An 18,246-nucleotide genomic window follows, 5' to 3' on the forward strand; every position below is an offset into this window, starting at 1 on the left:
ATCACAGTGGTTGAAGAATTACCGAATGCCATCCAGTAGAGAAGCCTTCATAACCCTTTGATTTGCAATGTGCAACAATTACTTCAGAATCCCCTGAGGAAATAATTTGATAATTCTTTGTATCATCAAGTGAGTGCAACAAATCACTGTCAAAAGTAAAAGTATTACTTTTGTTTTCTGATAATACATCCCCATTAGAATCTAAAACAAGTAAATTGGTAGATTTAATTTCATTTTCACGAAGAGGGGTTTGATCAAAAAGAGTTTTGATAAATCGCTCCCAATCAAACATTATGCCAAGAATGCCTATCACCTTATCTGATGCATCCCCATTTTTATGAATCTTGGATGAAAAGACCAGGTTTGTTGACATTCCAGATTCTTGTTGCTTACAAATTGTATCAAATCCATATTCTTTTTCATTGTTTTCTAAGGTATTTTTAAACCACGACATCTCTTTCACATTTCCCTCCCCAATAGAATTTGACGAGCCCTTTGCAATTATATTTCCAAATGTATCACACACAATCAGATTGTCATAAACAGTGTAAAATTTTAAAATAGTTGCCAATCTTGATGTGAGGAAATCTTTAGCATCATTTGTTTTTTCATTTAGTGCTCGTAGTATGCTGCTTTCAGTTGCCCACCAACGCACATCCGCTGTTCGCTCATAGAGTGCTCTATCAATTAAATCAATATTGGTAAATGAAAGATTAGATAGTCTATTGCCTCGAATTATTTTAGAGTTTAATGAGATAAAGGAATAAAGTTCAGATAGTTTTTTTTCAGTATTAGAATCCATCATAGATGTAATTGAAGAGGTAGTTTTTGAGAGATCACTCATGAAAGTTGAGATTACACTAAAACCTCTTCCCGCATCTCCAACTTTGGCTGATTCTATTGCAGCGTTAAGAGACAATACATGGGTATCATCATTGATTTTTTCAATTTCACATATGGCTTTTTTTGTTTCCTCTGAAAGATTTGAAATTAATTCATTAACAGTCTCTAGAGATTCATTGTCACTATTAGAAAAGTCACGGATTTGAGAGTCATCATCCATGTCTTGGATAATTAACGAATGCCAGTTTTCTGATTTGTATCCTTCAAATCCGGGGGAAAGTGCATGGCAAACCAATTTTTTATGCCAGTTTTTCTCCACAATTTCAAAACCTTTTTCTTTTTTGAATAGTTCATCTCTTCCAGTAAATTGGATATTTTGCTGAAGTATTCTATCTTTTGTGTCAGCAATTACAGTTCCATCATTATCACAAATCAAAATTCTTGTTTTGTCAATTTCTTCAGGCAGTAACGGAGTATCATGAACTATTCTTTGAACAAATTCTTTCCATTTGAATACAGCTCCTATCACGCCAATTACTCTTTTCTGAGGATCACCATCTTCATGAACCTTGCAAGAATACACCATAGTAAAATCATCATTAATTGCAGGAGATTTGTGTACAGAATCAAATCCAAAATCCTCACCATTTTTTGTATTCATTGCGGATCTAAACCATGGTTTATCAGAAAAGTTTCTACCAGTCAGACGGAATTTATCCTCTGCAGATGCTATACATAGTCCGTCGCTATTGCACAAAATTAGATCATAGTAAACAGTATATGATTTTAAAATTACACCTAGCCTATATTTTGCATCATTAAATTTAGAATCATTTTCCTCAAGAAGAGAATTTATCAAAATTTCATCAGTTGCCCACCAACGAACATCAGCTGCGCGCTCAAATAGATTTCTGTCAACAAGTCGAATGTTTGTCAAAGCAAGATTAGTTAGTCTATTTCCCTGAATACTGATAGATTTTGTTTTTATGACTTTGGAAATATTTTCTATTTCTTGAATAGTTTCTTCCTTCATTTTGTTTAAGACATCATCTGTTTTTCGACTTAATTCATCGATTGATTCTGATACTACCAAAAAATTTCTTCCCACATCGCCTGCACGATTAGCTTCAATTTTTGCTGTAGTGGATAACATACTAGCACGACGCGTAATTTCTTTAGTGGATTTTAAAGCACGGCTTATTTCGTTTCCAATATCAGTAGTTTGATCTACTACTTGCTTGAAAAAATTATCTCTAGTATCCTTATTCTCTTTAGTGGCAATATTTTGGGATGTGCTCAATATCATAAAATATTATTAAACAAACATATTTTCAAGTTCAGTCACAATGAACAAACATCACACAAAATATAAAAAATAGCCATTTTTTTCAAGAAAATATAGAGATCATCTAGTAAAACAAGAAATATGGATTTGATGAAAAAACTAGTCGCAAAACAAGGATGTAGAGTCAATATCAGAACCAATTGACATGTCAGAGTATTCCTCAGGATTTAGAGAATAGCAAACTTGTGGTTCAAATTGAATTACATGAGCTTCTTTTTCAGATAAGGATTTTGTTTTTGGGGAAAGATTTGTCTTTAAAATATTCTCAATTACAGAGTCTCTGATTTCTGATTTGGTTGGCTCATCAGTTATGTATGAAGCTGAACCTTTGAACTGATATCCTTCCAAGTCATTTTTGTTAAAAACAGAAATTGTCACATAAGGGTTTACTTGGATATTTTTGAATGATTTGTGTTCAAAAAAATCTAACCAGTAAATTGCATCTTCTTCTACTTTGAAAAAAATTCTGGGGGATATATTTACAAATTTAGTTTCACCAATAGTCCCAACTACAAAAATACCTTGCTCATCAATGAATTTTTTAATAGAATCAGGAATTTTTACCATAATAAAACTTAGATTTTAAATGTATTAAAGACATCTACAAATTTCAAATAGTAAAAACAGATCCGTTATATTTGTAAAACGCGTATTGAATGCATGAGCATACATTGTGAATGCGGTATTTGTGGACACGTTGCAGAACAAGAATGCATAATTAAAGAATGCCAGTGTTGCACAAATTTCCACATACGTTCAGGATAAAACAAAGTTTTCAGAAATTTTATTCATGCAAATAATTTAATTTTGAATTAGAATCATTCATGAATATCATCAATGAAATTCAGATCAACATACTTTAATTTGCGACATCGAGTTATGATTCACATGAGTTCAGAATCCAAAAATGAAAAATTTCTGATTGTCGCGTTCCCTAGTGTGGGCTTAGTAGGATCTTTTGCAATATCATATCTTAGCGCCCAATTACAAATGAAGGATATAGGAGAACTAGAAATCTCAGAGATTTCCCCATCATACGTAATTGAAAAGGGAGAAGCTTATGGACCTATTAGAATATACAACAAGGACAATATTTATGCAATTTTAGCTGGAATTCCCATCAATATTCAAACAACATTTGAATTAATTAAAAAATCCATAGACTTTGCAAAACGCAACAACATTTCCAAAATAATAATTCCAAGGGGATTAGAAGTGGACAAAAATTTCAAAGGAGACCCAGTCTCATATGGACTTGCAGTCAACAAAAATTCAAAATCGGCATTAGATGAAATTAACTTACCCTCAGTTCCAGGAGCAACAGTATTCGGTGCCGATGCAAGTGTAATTTCTGCATTAAAAAATTCAGATGCAACGGCCATTATTTTGTATACTACTTGCCGAATGATGATGCCTGATGATGATGCAATCATAAAGTCAATTAAAACGCTATCAGACATAATCAGAGTCAAAATAGATACTGAAAAATTCGAAGAGCGCCTGGAGAAAATCAACAGGGAGAATCAGAAGATAATAGAAGAGACTAGAAAATATTATGAAAACTCATCTGGAAGATCCACAGTCACCCCAACTCCGGGCATAGGTTAATTGTTTAATTAAAAATGATTCTTCCTTGAAACCTTCAATCTAACCCATAAACTCTATTCTATCAGATTCTAAAATCATACAAATATCCCATGGAGTGATTACCTGATCTTGATAAACCACACATGGATGCGGCATCAGATACATCAACTTTGAAATTTCTGTCAGATTCATATCTTTAGAAACTTTTGTAGCTTCTTCCAGTTTAAATGATTCTTCGAATTTTCTTTCTAAAAATTTTACATTTCTAAAAAAATCAAAATCCTTTGCAATGCTCTCAATTAATAGACGATCACTGATAAAGTAATTCGTATCTTTTAGCAATAATTTTCGAGTATTATTTTTCAGCATCAATTCAATGATTTCTTTAATTGAGTTGCCTTTTTCAAAGAAAACCACATTTTTTTTAGGAAATTCAGATAGTGTGAAATCAGATACACAGTTTGCACCGATTTCTAAGAGTTTTCTTCCAGATATGGCAGAATATCCTCCCAGATGATTTGGAATTATAGAGAATGCACGTCGTGTATTCTTCCAAGTAGTAAGAAGTTCACCAAGAGTAGATTTTTCAGAAGAAATTACTAGATTTTTATCAAAAATTTCTTCAACAGTAACATTATCAAAAAAATTCGAAGTTGGATTTTTAAAGATATTTTCAATTATTTCTTTGCCTCCTATGACTCCAATTGGCACTTCATCGCCTTCAGTAACCACAAGAGAATCAGTAAAGGATTCTAAATAATGGATAAGCATACCTGTTGCAACCCACATTTTATTTTCTTTTCTAATGCTAACAGCAGGAGTAGAAGTGAATGTTAAAGGGAGAAGTTCTTTTAGAGTTTTATTTGCAATAGTCACAGATTGTCATTTCTTTAAAGCAAGTTAAATATTTACACAAACAGGTGATTCTCAAAAATGGAATTCATCTGAAAATAACCTATGAAACCAAAGGAGTTTAGAGAACACCCAATTCAGCAATAGAACATATCATATTATACAGTGAATCCCAGAGTCCAGATTATTAGAATGGTAGCAAAAAATGATGCAATTTCATTGCATAAAAAACTAAATGGGAAAATATACATCGAAAGTAAAATTCCAAAGATAACAAATGAGAATCTGCAGCTAATCTACACTCCAGGAGTTGCAGAAGTATGTACGGAAATTTTCAAACATCCAAAATCAAAATATGAATTAACAGGAAAAGGAAATAATGTTGCAATAATTACAGATGGTACAAGGATTTTAGGATTAGGAGATATCGGTCCAGATGCAGCATTACCTGTAATGGAAGGAAAGGCAGTTCTCTATAGAAAATACGGTAAAATTAATGCATATCCAATATGTCTTGCAACAAAAGAGAAGAAAAAAATCATTGAAACAATAGTAGCATTAGAGCCAGTATTTGGTGCGATTAATCTTGAAGATATTGAGTCGCCCAAAGTTTTAGACATATCAAAAGAAATAGCAAAAAAGATATCCATACCAGTATTTCATGATGATCGACATGGAACCGCAGTTGTAACATTAGCAGGACTTCTAAATTCATTAAAGATCGTTGAGAAAAAAATATCTCAGATCAAAGTTGTGATAGCAGGGGCAGGGTCTGCAGGTTATTGCATTGCAAAATTACTCCATTACGCTGGATGTAAAAATATTATCGTGCTTGATTCAAAAGGTGCAATATACAGGAACAGAAAAGTAAACATGGACGAATACAAGGTAGAATTAACAAAATTTACCAATAAAAATGAGAAAGGGCAGTTATCTGAGACAATAAAAAATGCAGATGTATTTATCGGCGTATCTGGAATTAAGGATCTTCTAAAACCCAAAATGATTAAAGAGATGAATCAAAGTGCAATAATTTTTGCACTGACTAATCCTCATCCAGAGATTGATCCAAATGTTGCAAAAAAAGCGGGTGCAAGAATAATTGCAACAGGAAGTTTCAGATATGAAAACAAAGTAAACAATGCAATTGTTTTTCCTTATTTGATGAGAGCAATCCTAGATTTAAAAATACAAAAAATCACTTTGGAGATACTATATGCCACAGCATTAGCAATTGCAGGTGCAGTTTCAGATAAAAAACTCTCAGAAAAATGCATAATTCCATCAATTAATGAAAAAACACTTCAACAAAAAATCACCAATGCCCTAGAAAAAATCAAAAGATAGGAAATCAGAGAAAGATTCACCATAATTTAAAAAAATAATTTTCAGGTTTTTGAAAAGCAAGGTTTATTGGTTTAATGTATTAATTCAAGAGTAATTGGTTTGCACGCCAACAAACCCTAGAGTGGCAACATTGTTGTTACTCTAGGACATTACATTCTATCAGGAGCAGTAATGCCCAAAAGATTCAATGCCTTTTCAAGGGTTATTTTAAATGAATTAACTAAACATAAACGTGAATTTTCAAGATTTTCATCTCCAAGTTCTAAAACCTTAGAATGCTCATAAAAAGAATTGAACGAAACTGCCAAATCATGACAATATCTTGCAATTACTTTAGGAGACAGATTTTTTGCAGCATCACGTACTTGTAAATTAAAAAAACCAATTTTTTTAATCAAATCAATTTCAGATTTCTCTTTGAGTAGAGAAAAATCTACATCGATTGTGGGATTACGATTTGATTTCTCCAAAATTCTAGAGGCTCTAGCATGAGTGTACTGGATGTATGGAGCAGTGTCCCCCTCTAAACTAAGAGATTTTATTAAATCAAACGTGATGATTTTGTCCAAATCTTGTTTTATCATTTCATAGCGTAAAGTTGCAACAGAGACATTATGAGCAATTTTTTCAATTTCTGAGACATCCATTTGAGGATGTCGCTTTTTCGTTTCTTCTTTTGTTTTATCTTTTAGTAGCTCATATACAGAATCTGCATTTACATACAATCCTTTTCTTCCAGACATTTGAGCTTGCTTTCCTTCAGTATCCAGTCCAAGTGTCTTGGCAGTTTCTGAACTAAGAGTTACAGACTCATAACCAAGATGAACATATGCATCAGGGACTGACTTGAATTTACCCATAAGGGATGTAATGATTTTTTGCAGTCTTGCCTGACGAGAATCAATTACTGTAACTACTTTTTCTCCAGAAAAATTTTTGGGCATTACGTGATTCTTGTTCAAAGTAGTTTGCCAAAGGTCTTTAGAATCAGGCTGCTTCTTTTCATATTTTTCATAGTTAAAGGGATCTTCAAGTAATCCCAGTTTCCATGCAGCATATGGGATATCCTTTGCAATGTATGTTGCAGTCCCATTACTTCTGACAATTACCTTGTCATCCTCTTTATCATCACCTCTAATGACCCAACAACCAGCATTTTTTCCTTCTTTTTCAAATTCAATTAAAGACATTTCCTTGAGTTTTTCAAATATTTCATCCCATAATCCAGAACGAATGATTTGAGATTCAAAATTTAGACAATCATATGAGACTCCTAAATTCCAACATGTTTCAAGCTGACCCTCTAAAACTTTTCTTGTAATTTTATCTGCAAATTTTGCAGTTTCAGAATCCCCATCCTCAAGTTCTTTTAGAACATTTTTCCTAATTTCTTCAAGACTAGGATCTTGTTCGTATTTTTCAGTAGTTTTGACATAAACATCATCACCACAATAATGATCGAATTTCTTTCCATTTGGAGATTCCTCATCAAATCCAAAGTGTTTGAAACCAACTATGATATCAGCTACTTGCAATCCAGAATCATCAATATAGTTTAGAACATTAACTTGGTAATTTGATTTTTTTAAAATTCTTGATATAGTATCGCCGATTATGATGTTTCGTATATGTCCAATGTGAAGAGCTTTGTTAGGATTTACACTAGTATGCTCAACAACAATTGTTGAATTGTTTCCAATATCAACATCACCGAATTCATCAAGATAAGATTCAGACAAAATTAATTGATTTAGTTTCTCCCAATCTGCAAAGAAATTCAGATAACCAGATGGATGTGCCTCAGATTTCAAAACAAGTGTGTTGATACAATTCTGAAACTTTTCTGATAGTAATTGAGCAATTTCCCTTGGGCTTTTTTGGAGTTGTTTTGCAAGTAAGAATGAAACATTTGAGCTTACATCACCGAATCCGGGTTTTGCAGGTTCAACAGAAAATTTTACATCAGATATTGAGAGTTCATCAAGTATTTTGTTGAGATTATTTTCAATTTCATCAATTATTGATTTGAAAGTCATACTATATCTCAGATAATTTAGGTGCTAATTTATCTAATGCCTCAATTACTCCATCTCCTGCATTAGCATTTACAGTCATTGTAGCCTCAGATTTTACTAGATCAGATGCATTTCCTAGAGCAATACTAGTTTTAGCTATTTTGAATAAAGGAATGTCTGTTGCACTATCACCAATTGCTATGACTTCATTTCGTAGGATAGAATATTTTTCCATAATTTTTGAAAATCCAGTACCTTTGTCAACATCTGGTGAATTTATGTGAAAGGCGTATTGACTATCAGATAATTCAACTTCAATATTATTTTCAGAGAGTATTTTTTTTGCAACATCTAAATCAAATGTTCTCTCCAAAACAACCTCAGTCATTCTAGGAAAAACGGGTTTTTCTTTAACATTTTCAATATTATTTTCTATTACTTTTAAGGCGGTTTTACATTCTTCAATGTTTCCCAACAAAACATGATCATTTGAATCAAAAGTAAGGCATCCACCATTTTCGCCAACAGTAATTTTTGTGGTACCGCCAAATACTGAAAGTAAATACCCCTCAATTGACGATCTACCCGTAACAAAGATCACATTGTGTCCCATATTGGTCAAACGTCTAAGTGCATCAAGAGCATCTAAATGGATTCGCCCTCCACCATTTTCAGTAATTGTTCCATCAATATCCACTGCAAAGGTCTTCTTTTTCACAAAATTCATTTTTTAAACCGAATAATATTTGCTACGTAATGAAAATCTAAGATTTTAACATCAAAATCTTTTCAGTGATCTTCTCAGATACAAATATGGCAATTATGCCCATAATTATTGCAGGTAAAACAGTATACATCAAAACAGTTTCAATTAATTCAAAATATACAAAATAGATCAAGCTTGGTGAAACCAATTTTCCAAGTAGACTCTCATTGAAAGTATACATCACATAGGGATAGTAAATCATGTAAAATACAGAGCCTAACAATCCACCAACAAAAATCATAGATTTTCGAGATTTATTGACTTTCAAAAGAATATCAGGAATTACAAAAGGAATTAAATTTAATGAGTAGAATTGTATTGAATCAAATAAGGCAAAATTTGGAACAATTGCAGTAGAACTGTAAATTAATAAAAACAGGCCTCCAAGTAGGCTCATCATTCCAAATCTGGAATTAGATAATCGGAAAATTAACAACATTGAAAATGAAATTAAAAATGGAAAAGCCAGACTTGCTACAAAAAATGCAAATGTAGGTTCAGGATTTAATTGAAAATAATCAGTATTGGAAAAAGGTAACGATAAGGAAGAAATTATTCCAGATCCAGATAACCAGATTGGTAAGACAGCTAAGATTAACAAGTATGAAAAAATAGATTTAGCATTACGCATTTTCAAATATCTTGAAATGCCTACCATTCCACCCATACTACACATGAACATTCCAAGTATCAAGGTCAAGTGAGGAGGACTAAGTAAACCATCTAAACCAAAATTTGAATGCCAAACAAAATCAAAGGGGCCAGCACCAACAAGCAACCCAATTCCAATTAATTTAATTTTTAGAGGCAAAAAATAGTAGTCTTTAGAATTTTGTAAATTGTGCCAACCAAAAAAAGAAAGTACTACACCAATTAGAGATATTGCAACACCAGTATACATCAAAGCATGTGGAGGTGAAAAAAAAGACTCAGGGCGGTTTAACAGGTGATTCGTAATATCCCAACTTCCACCTACTGTCACTAGTAATATCCCAAAACTTGTAAAAATACTTCCAAAAAGAAAAATTTTCTCAGAGTAAATTTTTAAAAACTTTTTTGGAAGATCAGACTGTGAAAGAGGCATGACTATTGTATTATTTCATAAAATATTAGGGATTTACATTTACTGAATAATCTAAAACATATTCATCTTGATGGTCTAAAATCCCTGAATCAGGATAATGCGACAGGCTACTGGTATGTGGAATATCAATAGATTTTACATAGATCGTAAAGATGCCTATTTTTTCAGGTGTAATAATTAAATCTAGATGATTTTTTGCACCAGGCAAAATTGGTCTATTCATAGCTTCAATTGAAGGGTATTTTGCAATTGTAGATTCCAAACCACCGCTATATTTGGCACCAATTTCATCACCTACTTCAACATGAACTGAAGATTGTGTAAAATCATATGTTGCAATCTCCACAATACCATCAATTTTGGAAATAGTTGGAAATGATGTAGAAAGAATATGGATATCACCATAATCACCTCGGTTTTCTGAAACTATATTCAGCCTAAAAGAATCACCTAAGAAAATATCCGAATCAGACATAACTACTTCAAAATAGGGTTGAGGAACAAGTTGTTCATTAGAAAGATATCTTTCAGGCAATATGAAAATTGTCAAACTAAAATAAACAATAATGAAAATACCAATTATCGAGTAAATCAAAATTTTTCGCATATGAACTAGAAATCAATTACTGTTAAAAAATGATAAGAAAAGCAATCAAAAAGCAAAGACATCTTATTAGAAGAGAAAAGAAAACCAATGTATGATAAGTAATAGGATTTTATTTGAAAAGATTACAGCATGAGTTGAATAGTATTGGGAATTCCTGAAAAAATTAAAGCCATTCAAGATGAGATGGCAAAAACTCAGATTAACAAAGCTACAGAACATCATATTGGTCTACTAAAAGCAAAGATTGCAAAGCTGAAAAGAGAGCAAGAAGCTGACGTTACTAAAAAATCAGGGATGAAACAAGATGGGTTTGATGTAAGGAGAAGCGGAGATGCAACAGTGGTGTTTATCGGATTACCTAGTGTTGGAAAATCAACATTACTAAACAAAATGACAGGTGCCAAATCAGCAGTGGGAGCTTTTCAATTCACGACATTAACAGTTGTTCCAGGAATGATGGAATATAGAGGTGCAAAAATCCAAGTCTTAGACCTCCCAGGAATTATCAAAGGTGCATCCACAGGTAAAGGATTAGGAAAGAGAATTTTATCCGTAGCGCGAACTGCGGATCTTGTTCTTTTGGTATTGGATGTTTTTCAACCATTTCACGAGGATGTGCTTACCAATGAATTAGGAAACATAGGAATTAGACTCAATCAATTACCGCCAAATATTACAATAGAAAAAGCATCAATGGGAGGCATTGCAATTGCACAACAAGTAAAATTAACAAAAATTACTGAAAAACATCTTAAAGATATTTTACATCTCTATGGTATTGTTAGTGCACGTGTTGTAGTACGAGAAGATTTAACATCAGAGCAGTTAGCAGATCATATTGCAGGAAACATTAGTTATTCAAAAGCACTTACGATTTTAAATAAAATAGATTTGGTAGATAAAGAATTTTTAGAAAATTTAAAAACAAAAATAAAATCAGATGTTATTGAAGTATCAGCAAATGCAGATATCAATATTGAATTTCTCAAAGAAAAGATCTATGAAAAATTAAAATTCATCAGAATATACATGCGACCAAAAGGTGGAGAAACTGATTTTAAAGAACCACTAATTGCAAGGGAGGGAGACACAGTAGAAGACATCTGTAACAAATTACATCGTAGATTGAAACGAGAATTCAGATATGGTCTTGTATGGGGTAAGAGTGTAAAATTTGGTGGACAGAGGGTAGGATTGAATCATATTTTGATTGATGAAGATGTCTTGACAATCATCAAAAGACGCTAAAATTATTTTTAAAAATTAATCATAAGATCAATAAAGAATGGAAAAATAATTAATTTTTCAAGAAAATAAAAAAATAATTTTATTTTATGGGGAATTGTCACGATATGTGTATTAAATAGAGATCAAATAGGTTGAATCTAAAAAAATTATGAAAATACATTTTCAAAAATTAAACGATCAGAAAAAAAATTCATTATAATTACTTGAGAAATTGTAATCAAATTGTGTAAATTTCTTTAGTTTAACCACTGAAAAACAATGAAAATGTCGATTCAGTATGGCAGCTAAACGAAAAGCAGCTCCAAAGAGAAAGGCAGCAACTAAACGCAAAGCCGCTCCAAAGAGAAAGGCAGCAAAAAGAACTGCAGCTAAAAAAGCAGCTCCAAAGAGAAAGGCAGCAACTAAACGCAAAGCCGCTCCAAAGAGAAAGGCAGCTCCAAAGAGAAAGGCAGCAACTAAACGCAAAGCCGCTCCAAAGAGAAAGGCAGCTCCAAAGAGAAAGGCAGCAACTAAACGCAAAGCCGCTCCAAAGAGAAAGGCAGCTCCAAAGAGAAAGGCAGCAACTAAACGCAAAGCCGCTCCAAAGAGAAAGGCAGCAAAAAGACGATAATATCGCCAAATTAACAATCGTCATTTAGAGACGAATTGTTTTCATTTTTCTGAATTAAGTAGTGCAAACTTTAGACAAAATTTTGAGTGTTGCTTTGATAAACTATTTTGATAGATTTTCATTACAACAGAAATTTTTGTCAACAAATCACAAATACGATTGAAAAAAATCCTTATTTTCTTATTCTGAACTTTACACTACAAAAAAAGGTGAAAATATTAAAAACAAAATTACATTATACAAAAATATATTTTCTAGTTTCAAATGAAATAGATTTTAAAAATTATCAATAAAGATAACTCATCAATTTAATTTGTTCTTCAGTAGAGATTACATTTTTGTTTGTCAAAATTTCTAGCAAGTCTTTGAACAATGCTTTTTGTTCAGAAGACATTCCACCGGCAGGACCTTTTTCTCCAGGTGGTCCAGGTGGACCTCTTGGACCGGCAGGACCTACGGGTCCTTGTTCCCCTACGGGTCCTTGTTCACCAATAGAGCCTATTGGACCTGTAGGACCTCTTTCTCCTTGTGGTCCTTGAATTCCTTGTGGTCCTTGTGGACCTTTTTCTCCAGAAGGACCTGTAGTTCCCCGCTCACCTTGTGAACCTTGTGGACCTTGTGGACCTTTTTCTCCAGGAGCACCAATTGGACCTGTAGGACCTTTTTCTCCAACAGGTCCTATTGCACCTTTTTCTCCTTTTTCACCCTGAGGTCCAGGAACTCCTGTAAGACCCTTAGAACCTGCAGGACCTTGTGGACCTTGTGGACCTTTTTCTCCGATTGGACCTTCAACACCTTTGTTTCCTTTTTCTCCAACAGGGCCAGGTGGACCAATAGGTCCTTTATCGCCGGGTGGACCATTTGGTCCTGTTAATCCTTTATCGCCAAGGGGTCCGGGCGGACCATTGGGTCCTTTATCACCAAGGGGTCCAGCTGGACCTTTTTCTCCAACAGGGCCAGAAGGACCTTGAAGACCTTTTTCTCCTTGTACTCCAGAAAGTCCGGTTGGGCCTTTATCGCCGGGTGGACCATTTGGTCCTGTTAATCCTTTATCGCCAGTTGGTCCTTGTTGACCCTTGTCTCCTTTTTCTCCAGGAGGGCCTCTTAATCCAGAAAGTCCTTTGTCACCAGTTGGTCCTGTAGAACCTGTTTCACCTTTGTCACCTATTGGTCCTTTTAATCCAGGTGGACCTTTGTCACCAACAGGGCCAGTAGCACCTTTGTCTCCTTTGTCTCCTGGAGGGCCAACAATTCCTTTGTCACCTTTGTCTCCTTTGTCACCAGTAGAACCCTTGTCACCGGTAACACCTTTGTCACCAGATAATCCTTTTTCGCCAGTTGGTCCTTTGTCACCAGTTGCTCCTTTGTCACCAACAGGGCCAGGCGGACCATCAGGTCCTTTATTTCCAACAGGTCCTTGTGGACCGGGAGGGCCAGGTGGACCTTTGTCACCAACAGGGCCAGGCGGACCATCAGGTCCTTTATTTCCAGGCAAACCAGAGGTTCTTGAAGAACGAACATTAGATTTTGTTACTGATGATTCTTTTTTATTTTCAGATGCCATAGGTTTAGGTTCGTATTTAGATTCAGATTCATTTGCGTCAGATGAAGATGCCGAAGTTTGTTTTAATTTAATATCAAAAACAGAATGCAGTGAAGAGAATAGATCTACAACAACTATCCAAATGGTGTCAAGTGTTGCAATTGATGATGGAAGCGGATTATCAGGAGAACCAAGTTTCTCAGAAAACATCCCATCATTAACTCTAAGATGGAAATTTCCTCTCCATAAAGAAGGGAATTTTTTAGAAAATAGAGCCTCATCAGAAGGTCTACTATCTGTGATTGAAATTTGAACTTCATATACGCCTGATTGTTTAAAAGGAGACCGTCCCTGAACTTCTAATCTAGGTTGAGATGACACATTCGTTTCTGTATTTTTCAAGTATTTCTGTATTTAGATGCTTGAATCAGAATATAGGTAAAAAATGAACATATTTTCAATTAAGGATGGTATTTATCTAGATAAAACGCCAATTTGAGCTAGTGAAGAAACCTTTCGGGAAAAAATCAAAGGAAGTTAAAGAATCCTCTGTAAAAAAGGATAAAGTTGAAGAGACTAGCCTAGTTGATTCAGACTATAATCGTAAGAAATTATTCAAAAAAGGAATCAATTTGATGGCAGATGAAAAATTGGAAGAGGCAATAGTTGTATTTGAGCAAGCATTACGAATTGAACCAGATAACATAGAGACTTTAATGAAATTAGGTTATGCAAGATTTCATATCGATGATCACGGTGAAGCATTAAAAGTATATGATAAAATTCTGGAGATAGATGTTACAAATCCAGAAGCATGGAATCTAAAAGGATTAGTACATTATGAACAAAAGAATTTTTCAAAAGCTCTTGATTCAGTTGATAAAGCAATTGAATCAGATCCAACATATGCAATGGCATGGTATAACAAAGCATGTTTCTTGTCATTGCTAAATCAAGTACCAGAAGCACTAGAAGCACTAAAACGTTCAATTGAAATTGATGTTAAAAATGCAAGAAGATCAATTCGAGATAAAGATTTTGCAAATGTTAGAATTGAAGAAGGATTCAAAAGAATTCAAGAAGTAGTAGTTTTAGAATCAGTCAGACAAGGATATCACACATTGGGTGCCATAGTATGGACAACATTTCTAGATAAAGCTGATGCAGAATCATCTTTAAGGAAATTATTAGAAAAAGGATTAATCGTACAGAATGAAAAACGTGACGGTCTAAGTAAAATTCCAATTTATGATCTTGCACCAAACATTGCAGAGAAAATGGGAAAAGAAAAGAAGGGATTATTTGGAATTACAAGAAAAACTTTACCAAAACCAGTAAAGAATTTGAAAGAGCTAAGCCATGCAATTCAATCAGTTAGAGAAGCAATAGAAGATGGAGATGTTGAAAAAACAATAGAGGTGTTTGATATTTTCATAAACCCATCAAAATCAGGAGAACAAATGATAGAGAATTTCTTTGATGAACATCGAGAAATAAGATTATGGACAATCAGACTAAAAGATAGAGGTGAAGATTATCTAATTGAAAATAAAGAAAAAATGTTAATCCTTTTTGACAACATAGAAGTAACAATAACTAAAAAGCTTAGAAATGAAATTAATTATTCAGCAGATAAATCCCAATAATTTGCATCTTCCTGTTTTTGTGTAGGTTTTTGAAGACTTTTCCATTCCTTAAATGAGCGAACATATAATTTTGCATTAGGCAAACCTGCAGATTTTAGTGCATAGTATGCTAAACCAGAAAGAGTGCCAACACTTCCACAATAAGTAATAATTTCTGAATCACCAGTAATTCCACGATTATCAAGTAATCGTTTCATATCCTCTTTTGAGCGCAAAATATTATCATTACTTGCAAGAGTCCTATAAGGAAGGCTAATTGCTCCAGGAATATGTTGTTCAAGAAAATTTAATCGCTCTCTGTTATCAATTAGAATAACATCATCACGGCTTTTTGCACTTTCTAGATAATCAGATGTAGCTAATATTTCAGGTCGTAGATTCATTGAATGTTCTTTGGTTTGTATTTCAGGAATTTTAGAATCATTTTCTAGCCCAAGTGATTTCCAATGACTATAAGTTGTTTCAAGCAGTGTTACATCAGAATGTCCAAGATATTCCAATGTCCATGCAACTCTTGAGGCTAACGCACCAAATGTATCATCATAAACAACAACACGGGTTTCATCATCAATGCCCATAGAGTTTACGAGTTTTATAACACGCTCAGGGCTATCGTCAGACAAAAGATTTGCCAAAGGTAAATTAACTGCAGAAGGAATATGATCTTGTTTGTAATCACCTTCACGTCGGACATCTATTACTCGAACACTTTTGTCTCGTATTTCTGAACGTAGAGAATCAACATCAGTTGTAATTTTACCAGATTCTGTCAAGCAGCACACTCACCCTTTCCAGTTTTTGTGTGATAACTTGTATCGCTACCGTAATCAAGATAGAAATCCGGATCTTCTTGTATTGTTGGAGGAGTAATCAGTGGCTCGATGATTTTTTTAATATCACTGATCGATTTAATATCAGAATCTTCATTACCATTTACTACTCTATGAATCCAGGATTTGAGAGTGTCATCAGATTTCTTTTTTTCTTTAAACAGTTCAATAATTTTCAGAATGACAGGTATGACTCGTTTTGCAGGTACTCTAACACAAGTTGCTCCAAGCATCGTATCCCCATCAGAACGGCCACCCAAAGACATTTGGTAATTTGGATACATATCTTTTCCAACACGTGCACCGCCTCCAAAGAAACCAATGGTTGCAATACCGTGTTGACCACAAGAATTAGGACATCCACTTATCTTAATTGAGGCATCGCTAAGATCATCATCCTCATCTAGTTTTAATTCCAGAAATTTTCTCTGGATTTCTTTTGCCAATCTATGTGAATTCGTCAAAGCAAGATTACAGGAAGTAGTGCCAGAGCAGCCAATAGGAGCAGTCATAGTTAAGGCACCAGACTTTGCAAGTCCAACCTCAAGTAATTTAGAATATAATTGAGGTAAGTCATCTTCTAGCACATAACGTAGTGCAACATTTTGTACAAATCCACATCGTGCCTTACCTTCAGAGGAAAAGTCACGGATAATATCACCTAATGCATTTAATTGATTTGAAGTTATATCACCAGCTTCTAGAGTGATAAACACTGAACGATAATCAGATTGTTTTTGTTTTACAGTGTTTGTTTTTAGCCATCTAGCATAACCATCAGGAATTGAATTACCACTTTCATCGGTAATTCTAATTGGTCGTTTTATTTCATCAGGTGTTGTGTCAACATCAAGTTGTGTTACAACAGATTGAGTAGCCCGTACAATTGCCCTTTCTTTGAATACAAGATTTTGGAATTTCTCCCAACCCATGTCGTTTACCAAATAACGCATTCTATTCCTTGCAAGATTTTTTCTATCACCTAATCTATCAAATATTCTCATTACAGCAATAGAGGTATAAAGTAAATCTTCTTCAGGTGTGAATTCTTCTAATTGATGTCCAACAAATGATTTGTTACCCAATCCACCACCAAGGAATATTTTGAATCCTCTTTGAGAAGAGCCATCAAGTTCTCTTATCTGTGGAATTAATCCAACATCAACCATCCTTACCATTCCATGTTTTTCACAACATGTAAAATTGAATTTAAATTTGCGCGGAAGGTTTTGAGCCATTGGATTTCTTAAAAAGAATCTGGCTGTTGCTAGTGCATAAGGAGTAGAATCAAATTTTTCATCAGGGCAAACACCGGATAGCGGGCTACACATAACATTACGTACTGAATTACCACATGCTTCTCTAGATGTCAGACCTACTTCAGCAAGACCTCTAAAAATTTCAGATACATCTTCTAGAATTACCCAATGTAATTGAATATTTTCTCGAGTTGAAAAATGGGCACTGCCAATAGAATACTGTTCACTTAATTGAGAGATTTTTTCAAATTGGTGTGGATAAATTTCACCGGCAGGTAGTTTGATTCTAACCATGGCATAATCACCAGTCATTCTCGTACCATATGCACCATGTTGAAGCCTAAATCGTCTAAAACTATCCTCATCATATTTTCCTTGACGGAACATCTTTACTGTTTTAGCAAAATTATCTGCCTCCTCAATCCTACCCCAATTAATTTTAGGCTTTACAGAATCAGGAGAAGATTGTTTAAGATCAGATATTGTCAATACAAAGAAATTTCATTTAGTTTGGTTATAAATTTTTGATATAGGGATGTTTTAGTATAGAAAATTTTGAGAATATACATAATTTTCCTGCTTTTTTAAAACCACATAAGAATTAGTTATACCTAATTTTTTCGAAATGTGGGAAAGTATTAATTGTTAAGAGAATGAATTCATC

General features: G+C 33.8%; 15 protein-coding genes. 5 read left to right on the forward strand and 10 right to left on the reverse strand.

Annotated elements, in window-relative coordinates; all coding sequences use genetic code 11:
- Position 1 precedes the first annotated feature (1 nt).
- The gene (locus tag NADRNF5_RS10720; protein ID WP_160289397.1) at positions 2–2,143 is read right to left on the reverse strand and encodes a methyl-accepting chemotaxis protein; all 2,142 of its coding nucleotides are present in this window, start codon (positions 2,141–2,143) and stop codon (positions 2–4) included.
- Positions 2,144–2,287: 144 nt separating this feature from the next.
- A complete protein-coding gene (locus tag NADRNF5_RS06930; protein WP_048116497.1) occupies positions 2,288–2,755 on the reverse strand; it encodes a pyridoxamine 5'-phosphate oxidase family protein in 468 nt (155 codons plus the stop codon).
- Between the two features lie 321 nt (positions 2,756–3,076).
- Here NADRNF5_RS06930 and NADRNF5_RS06935 point away from each other — a divergent pair, with 321 nt between their 5' ends.
- Positions 3,077–3,796, forward strand: a complete 720-nt coding sequence (locus tag NADRNF5_RS06935; RefSeq protein ID WP_160289398.1) for a PAC2 family protein — start codon at positions 3,077–3,079, stop codon at positions 3,794–3,796.
- Positions 3,797–3,835: 39 nt separating this feature from the next.
- Here NADRNF5_RS06935 and NADRNF5_RS06940 read toward each other — a convergent pair whose 3' ends face one another.
- Entirely contained in the window at positions 3,836–4,651 is an 816-nt protein-coding gene (locus NADRNF5_RS06940) for a CBS domain-containing protein (protein ID WP_237089226.1), read from the reverse strand.
- A 168-nt stretch (positions 4,652–4,819) separates the two neighbouring features.
- On the opposite strand from NADRNF5_RS06940, the gene NADRNF5_RS06945 reads away from it, so the two are divergent.
- On the forward strand, positions 4,820–5,974 hold the full coding sequence (locus NADRNF5_RS06945) for an NAD(P)-dependent malic enzyme (protein ID WP_048116502.1): 1,155 nt from the start codon (positions 4,820–4,822) through the stop codon (positions 5,972–5,974).
- A gap of 149 nt (positions 5,975–6,123) precedes the next feature.
- On the opposite strand, the gene NADRNF5_RS06950 is transcribed toward NADRNF5_RS06945, so the two are convergent.
- From NADRNF5_RS06950 to NADRNF5_RS06965, 4 genes are read right to left on the reverse strand one after another with little or no spacing between them, the layout of a single operon-like run.
- Complete coding sequence (locus NADRNF5_RS06950; RefSeq protein ID WP_048116505.1) at positions 6,124–8,010, reverse strand: arginine--tRNA ligase; 1,887 nt, start codon at positions 8,008–8,010, stop codon at positions 6,124–6,126.
- A 1-nt stretch (position 8,011) separates the two neighbouring features.
- Positions 8,012–8,707 (reverse strand): phosphoglycolate phosphatase, encoded by a 696-nt coding sequence (locus NADRNF5_RS06955; protein ID WP_048119301.1) that lies wholly within the window; start codon positions 8,705–8,707, stop codon positions 8,012–8,014.
- Positions 8,708–8,753: 46 nt separating this feature from the next.
- A complete protein-coding gene (locus NADRNF5_RS06960; RefSeq protein ID WP_048116508.1) occupies positions 8,754–9,839 on the reverse strand; it encodes a hypothetical protein in 1,086 nt (361 codons plus the stop codon).
- Between the two features lie 25 nt (positions 9,840–9,864).
- Positions 9,865–10,374, reverse strand: coding sequence for a hypothetical protein (locus tag NADRNF5_RS06965; protein ID WP_160289399.1), 510 nt, complete (start codon positions 10,372–10,374; stop codon positions 9,865–9,867).
- A gap of 216 nt (positions 10,375–10,590) precedes the next feature.
- Here NADRNF5_RS06965 and NADRNF5_RS06970 point away from each other — a divergent pair, with 216 nt between their 5' ends.
- A complete protein-coding gene (locus NADRNF5_RS06970; protein WP_048116513.1) occupies positions 10,591–11,694 on the forward strand; it encodes an OBG GTPase family GTP-binding protein in 1,104 nt (367 codons plus the stop codon).
- A gap of 277 nt (positions 11,695–11,971) precedes the next feature.
- Positions 11,972–12,304, forward strand: coding sequence for a hypothetical protein (locus NADRNF5_RS06975; protein ID WP_048116517.1), 333 nt, complete (start codon positions 11,972–11,974; stop codon positions 12,302–12,304).
- A 286-nt stretch (positions 12,305–12,590) separates the two neighbouring features.
- On the opposite strand, the gene NADRNF5_RS06985 is transcribed toward NADRNF5_RS06975, so the two are convergent.
- Positions 12,591–14,228, reverse strand: a complete 1,638-nt coding sequence (locus NADRNF5_RS06985) for a collagen-like domain-containing protein (protein WP_048116522.1) — start codon at positions 14,226–14,228, stop codon at positions 12,591–12,593.
- A gap of 122 nt (positions 14,229–14,350) precedes the next feature.
- Here NADRNF5_RS06985 and NADRNF5_RS06990 point away from each other — a divergent pair, with 122 nt between their 5' ends.
- Positions 14,351–15,493, forward strand: a complete 1,143-nt coding sequence (locus tag NADRNF5_RS06990; RefSeq protein WP_048116524.1) for a tetratricopeptide repeat protein — start codon at positions 14,351–14,353, stop codon at positions 15,491–15,493.
- On the opposite strand, the gene NADRNF5_RS06995 is transcribed toward NADRNF5_RS06990, so the two are convergent.
- Together NADRNF5_RS06995 and NADRNF5_RS07000 are read right to left on the reverse strand one after the other, a co-directional pair.
- The gene (locus NADRNF5_RS06995) at positions 15,469–16,266 is read right to left on the reverse strand and encodes a sulfurtransferase (RefSeq protein ID WP_048116526.1); all 798 of its coding nucleotides are present in this window, start codon (positions 16,264–16,266) and stop codon (positions 15,469–15,471) included. The two genes, NADRNF5_RS06990 and NADRNF5_RS06995, sit on opposite strands and share 25 nt — an antisense overlap.
- Positions 16,263–18,071: a nitrite/sulfite reductase gene (locus tag NADRNF5_RS07000; RefSeq protein WP_048116529.1), complete on the reverse strand. Its 1,809-nt coding sequence runs from the start codon at positions 18,069–18,071 to the stop codon at positions 16,263–16,265. Before NADRNF5_RS07000 ends, NADRNF5_RS06995 begins: the two co-directional genes overlap by 4 nt.
- Positions 18,072–18,246: the final 175 nt, after the last annotated feature.

It is taken from the genome of Nitrosopumilus adriaticus (assembly GCF_000956175.1).
Lineage (GTDB): Archaea > Thermoproteota > Nitrososphaeria > Nitrososphaerales > Nitrosopumilaceae > Nitrosopumilus > Nitrosopumilus adriaticus.

What these genes read in the sequence shown, in the direction of transcription:
- NADRNF5_RS06930 (WP_048116497.1), bottom strand. Translation starts at nt 2,755, where the DNA reads ATGGTAAAAATTCCTGATTCTATTAAAAAATTCATTGATGAGCAAGGT.
- NADRNF5_RS06935 (WP_160289398.1), top strand. Translation starts at nt 3,077, where the DNA reads ATGAGTTCAGAATCCAAAAATGAAAAATTTCTGATTGTCGCGTTCCCT.
- NADRNF5_RS06945 (WP_048116502.1), top strand. Translation starts at nt 4,820, where the DNA reads ATGGTAGCAAAAAATGATGCAATTTCATTGCATAAAAAACTAAATGGG.
- NADRNF5_RS06950 (WP_048116505.1), bottom strand. Translation starts at nt 8,010, where the DNA reads ATGACTTTCAAATCAATAATTGATGAAATTGAAAATAATCTCAACAAA.
- NADRNF5_RS06960 (WP_048116508.1), bottom strand. Translation starts at nt 9,839, where the DNA reads ATGCCTCTTTCACAGTCTGATCTTCCAAAAAAGTTTTTAAAAATTTAC.
- NADRNF5_RS06975 (WP_048116517.1), top strand. Translation starts at nt 11,972, where the DNA reads ATGGCAGCTAAACGAAAAGCAGCTCCAAAGAGAAAGGCAGCAACTAAA.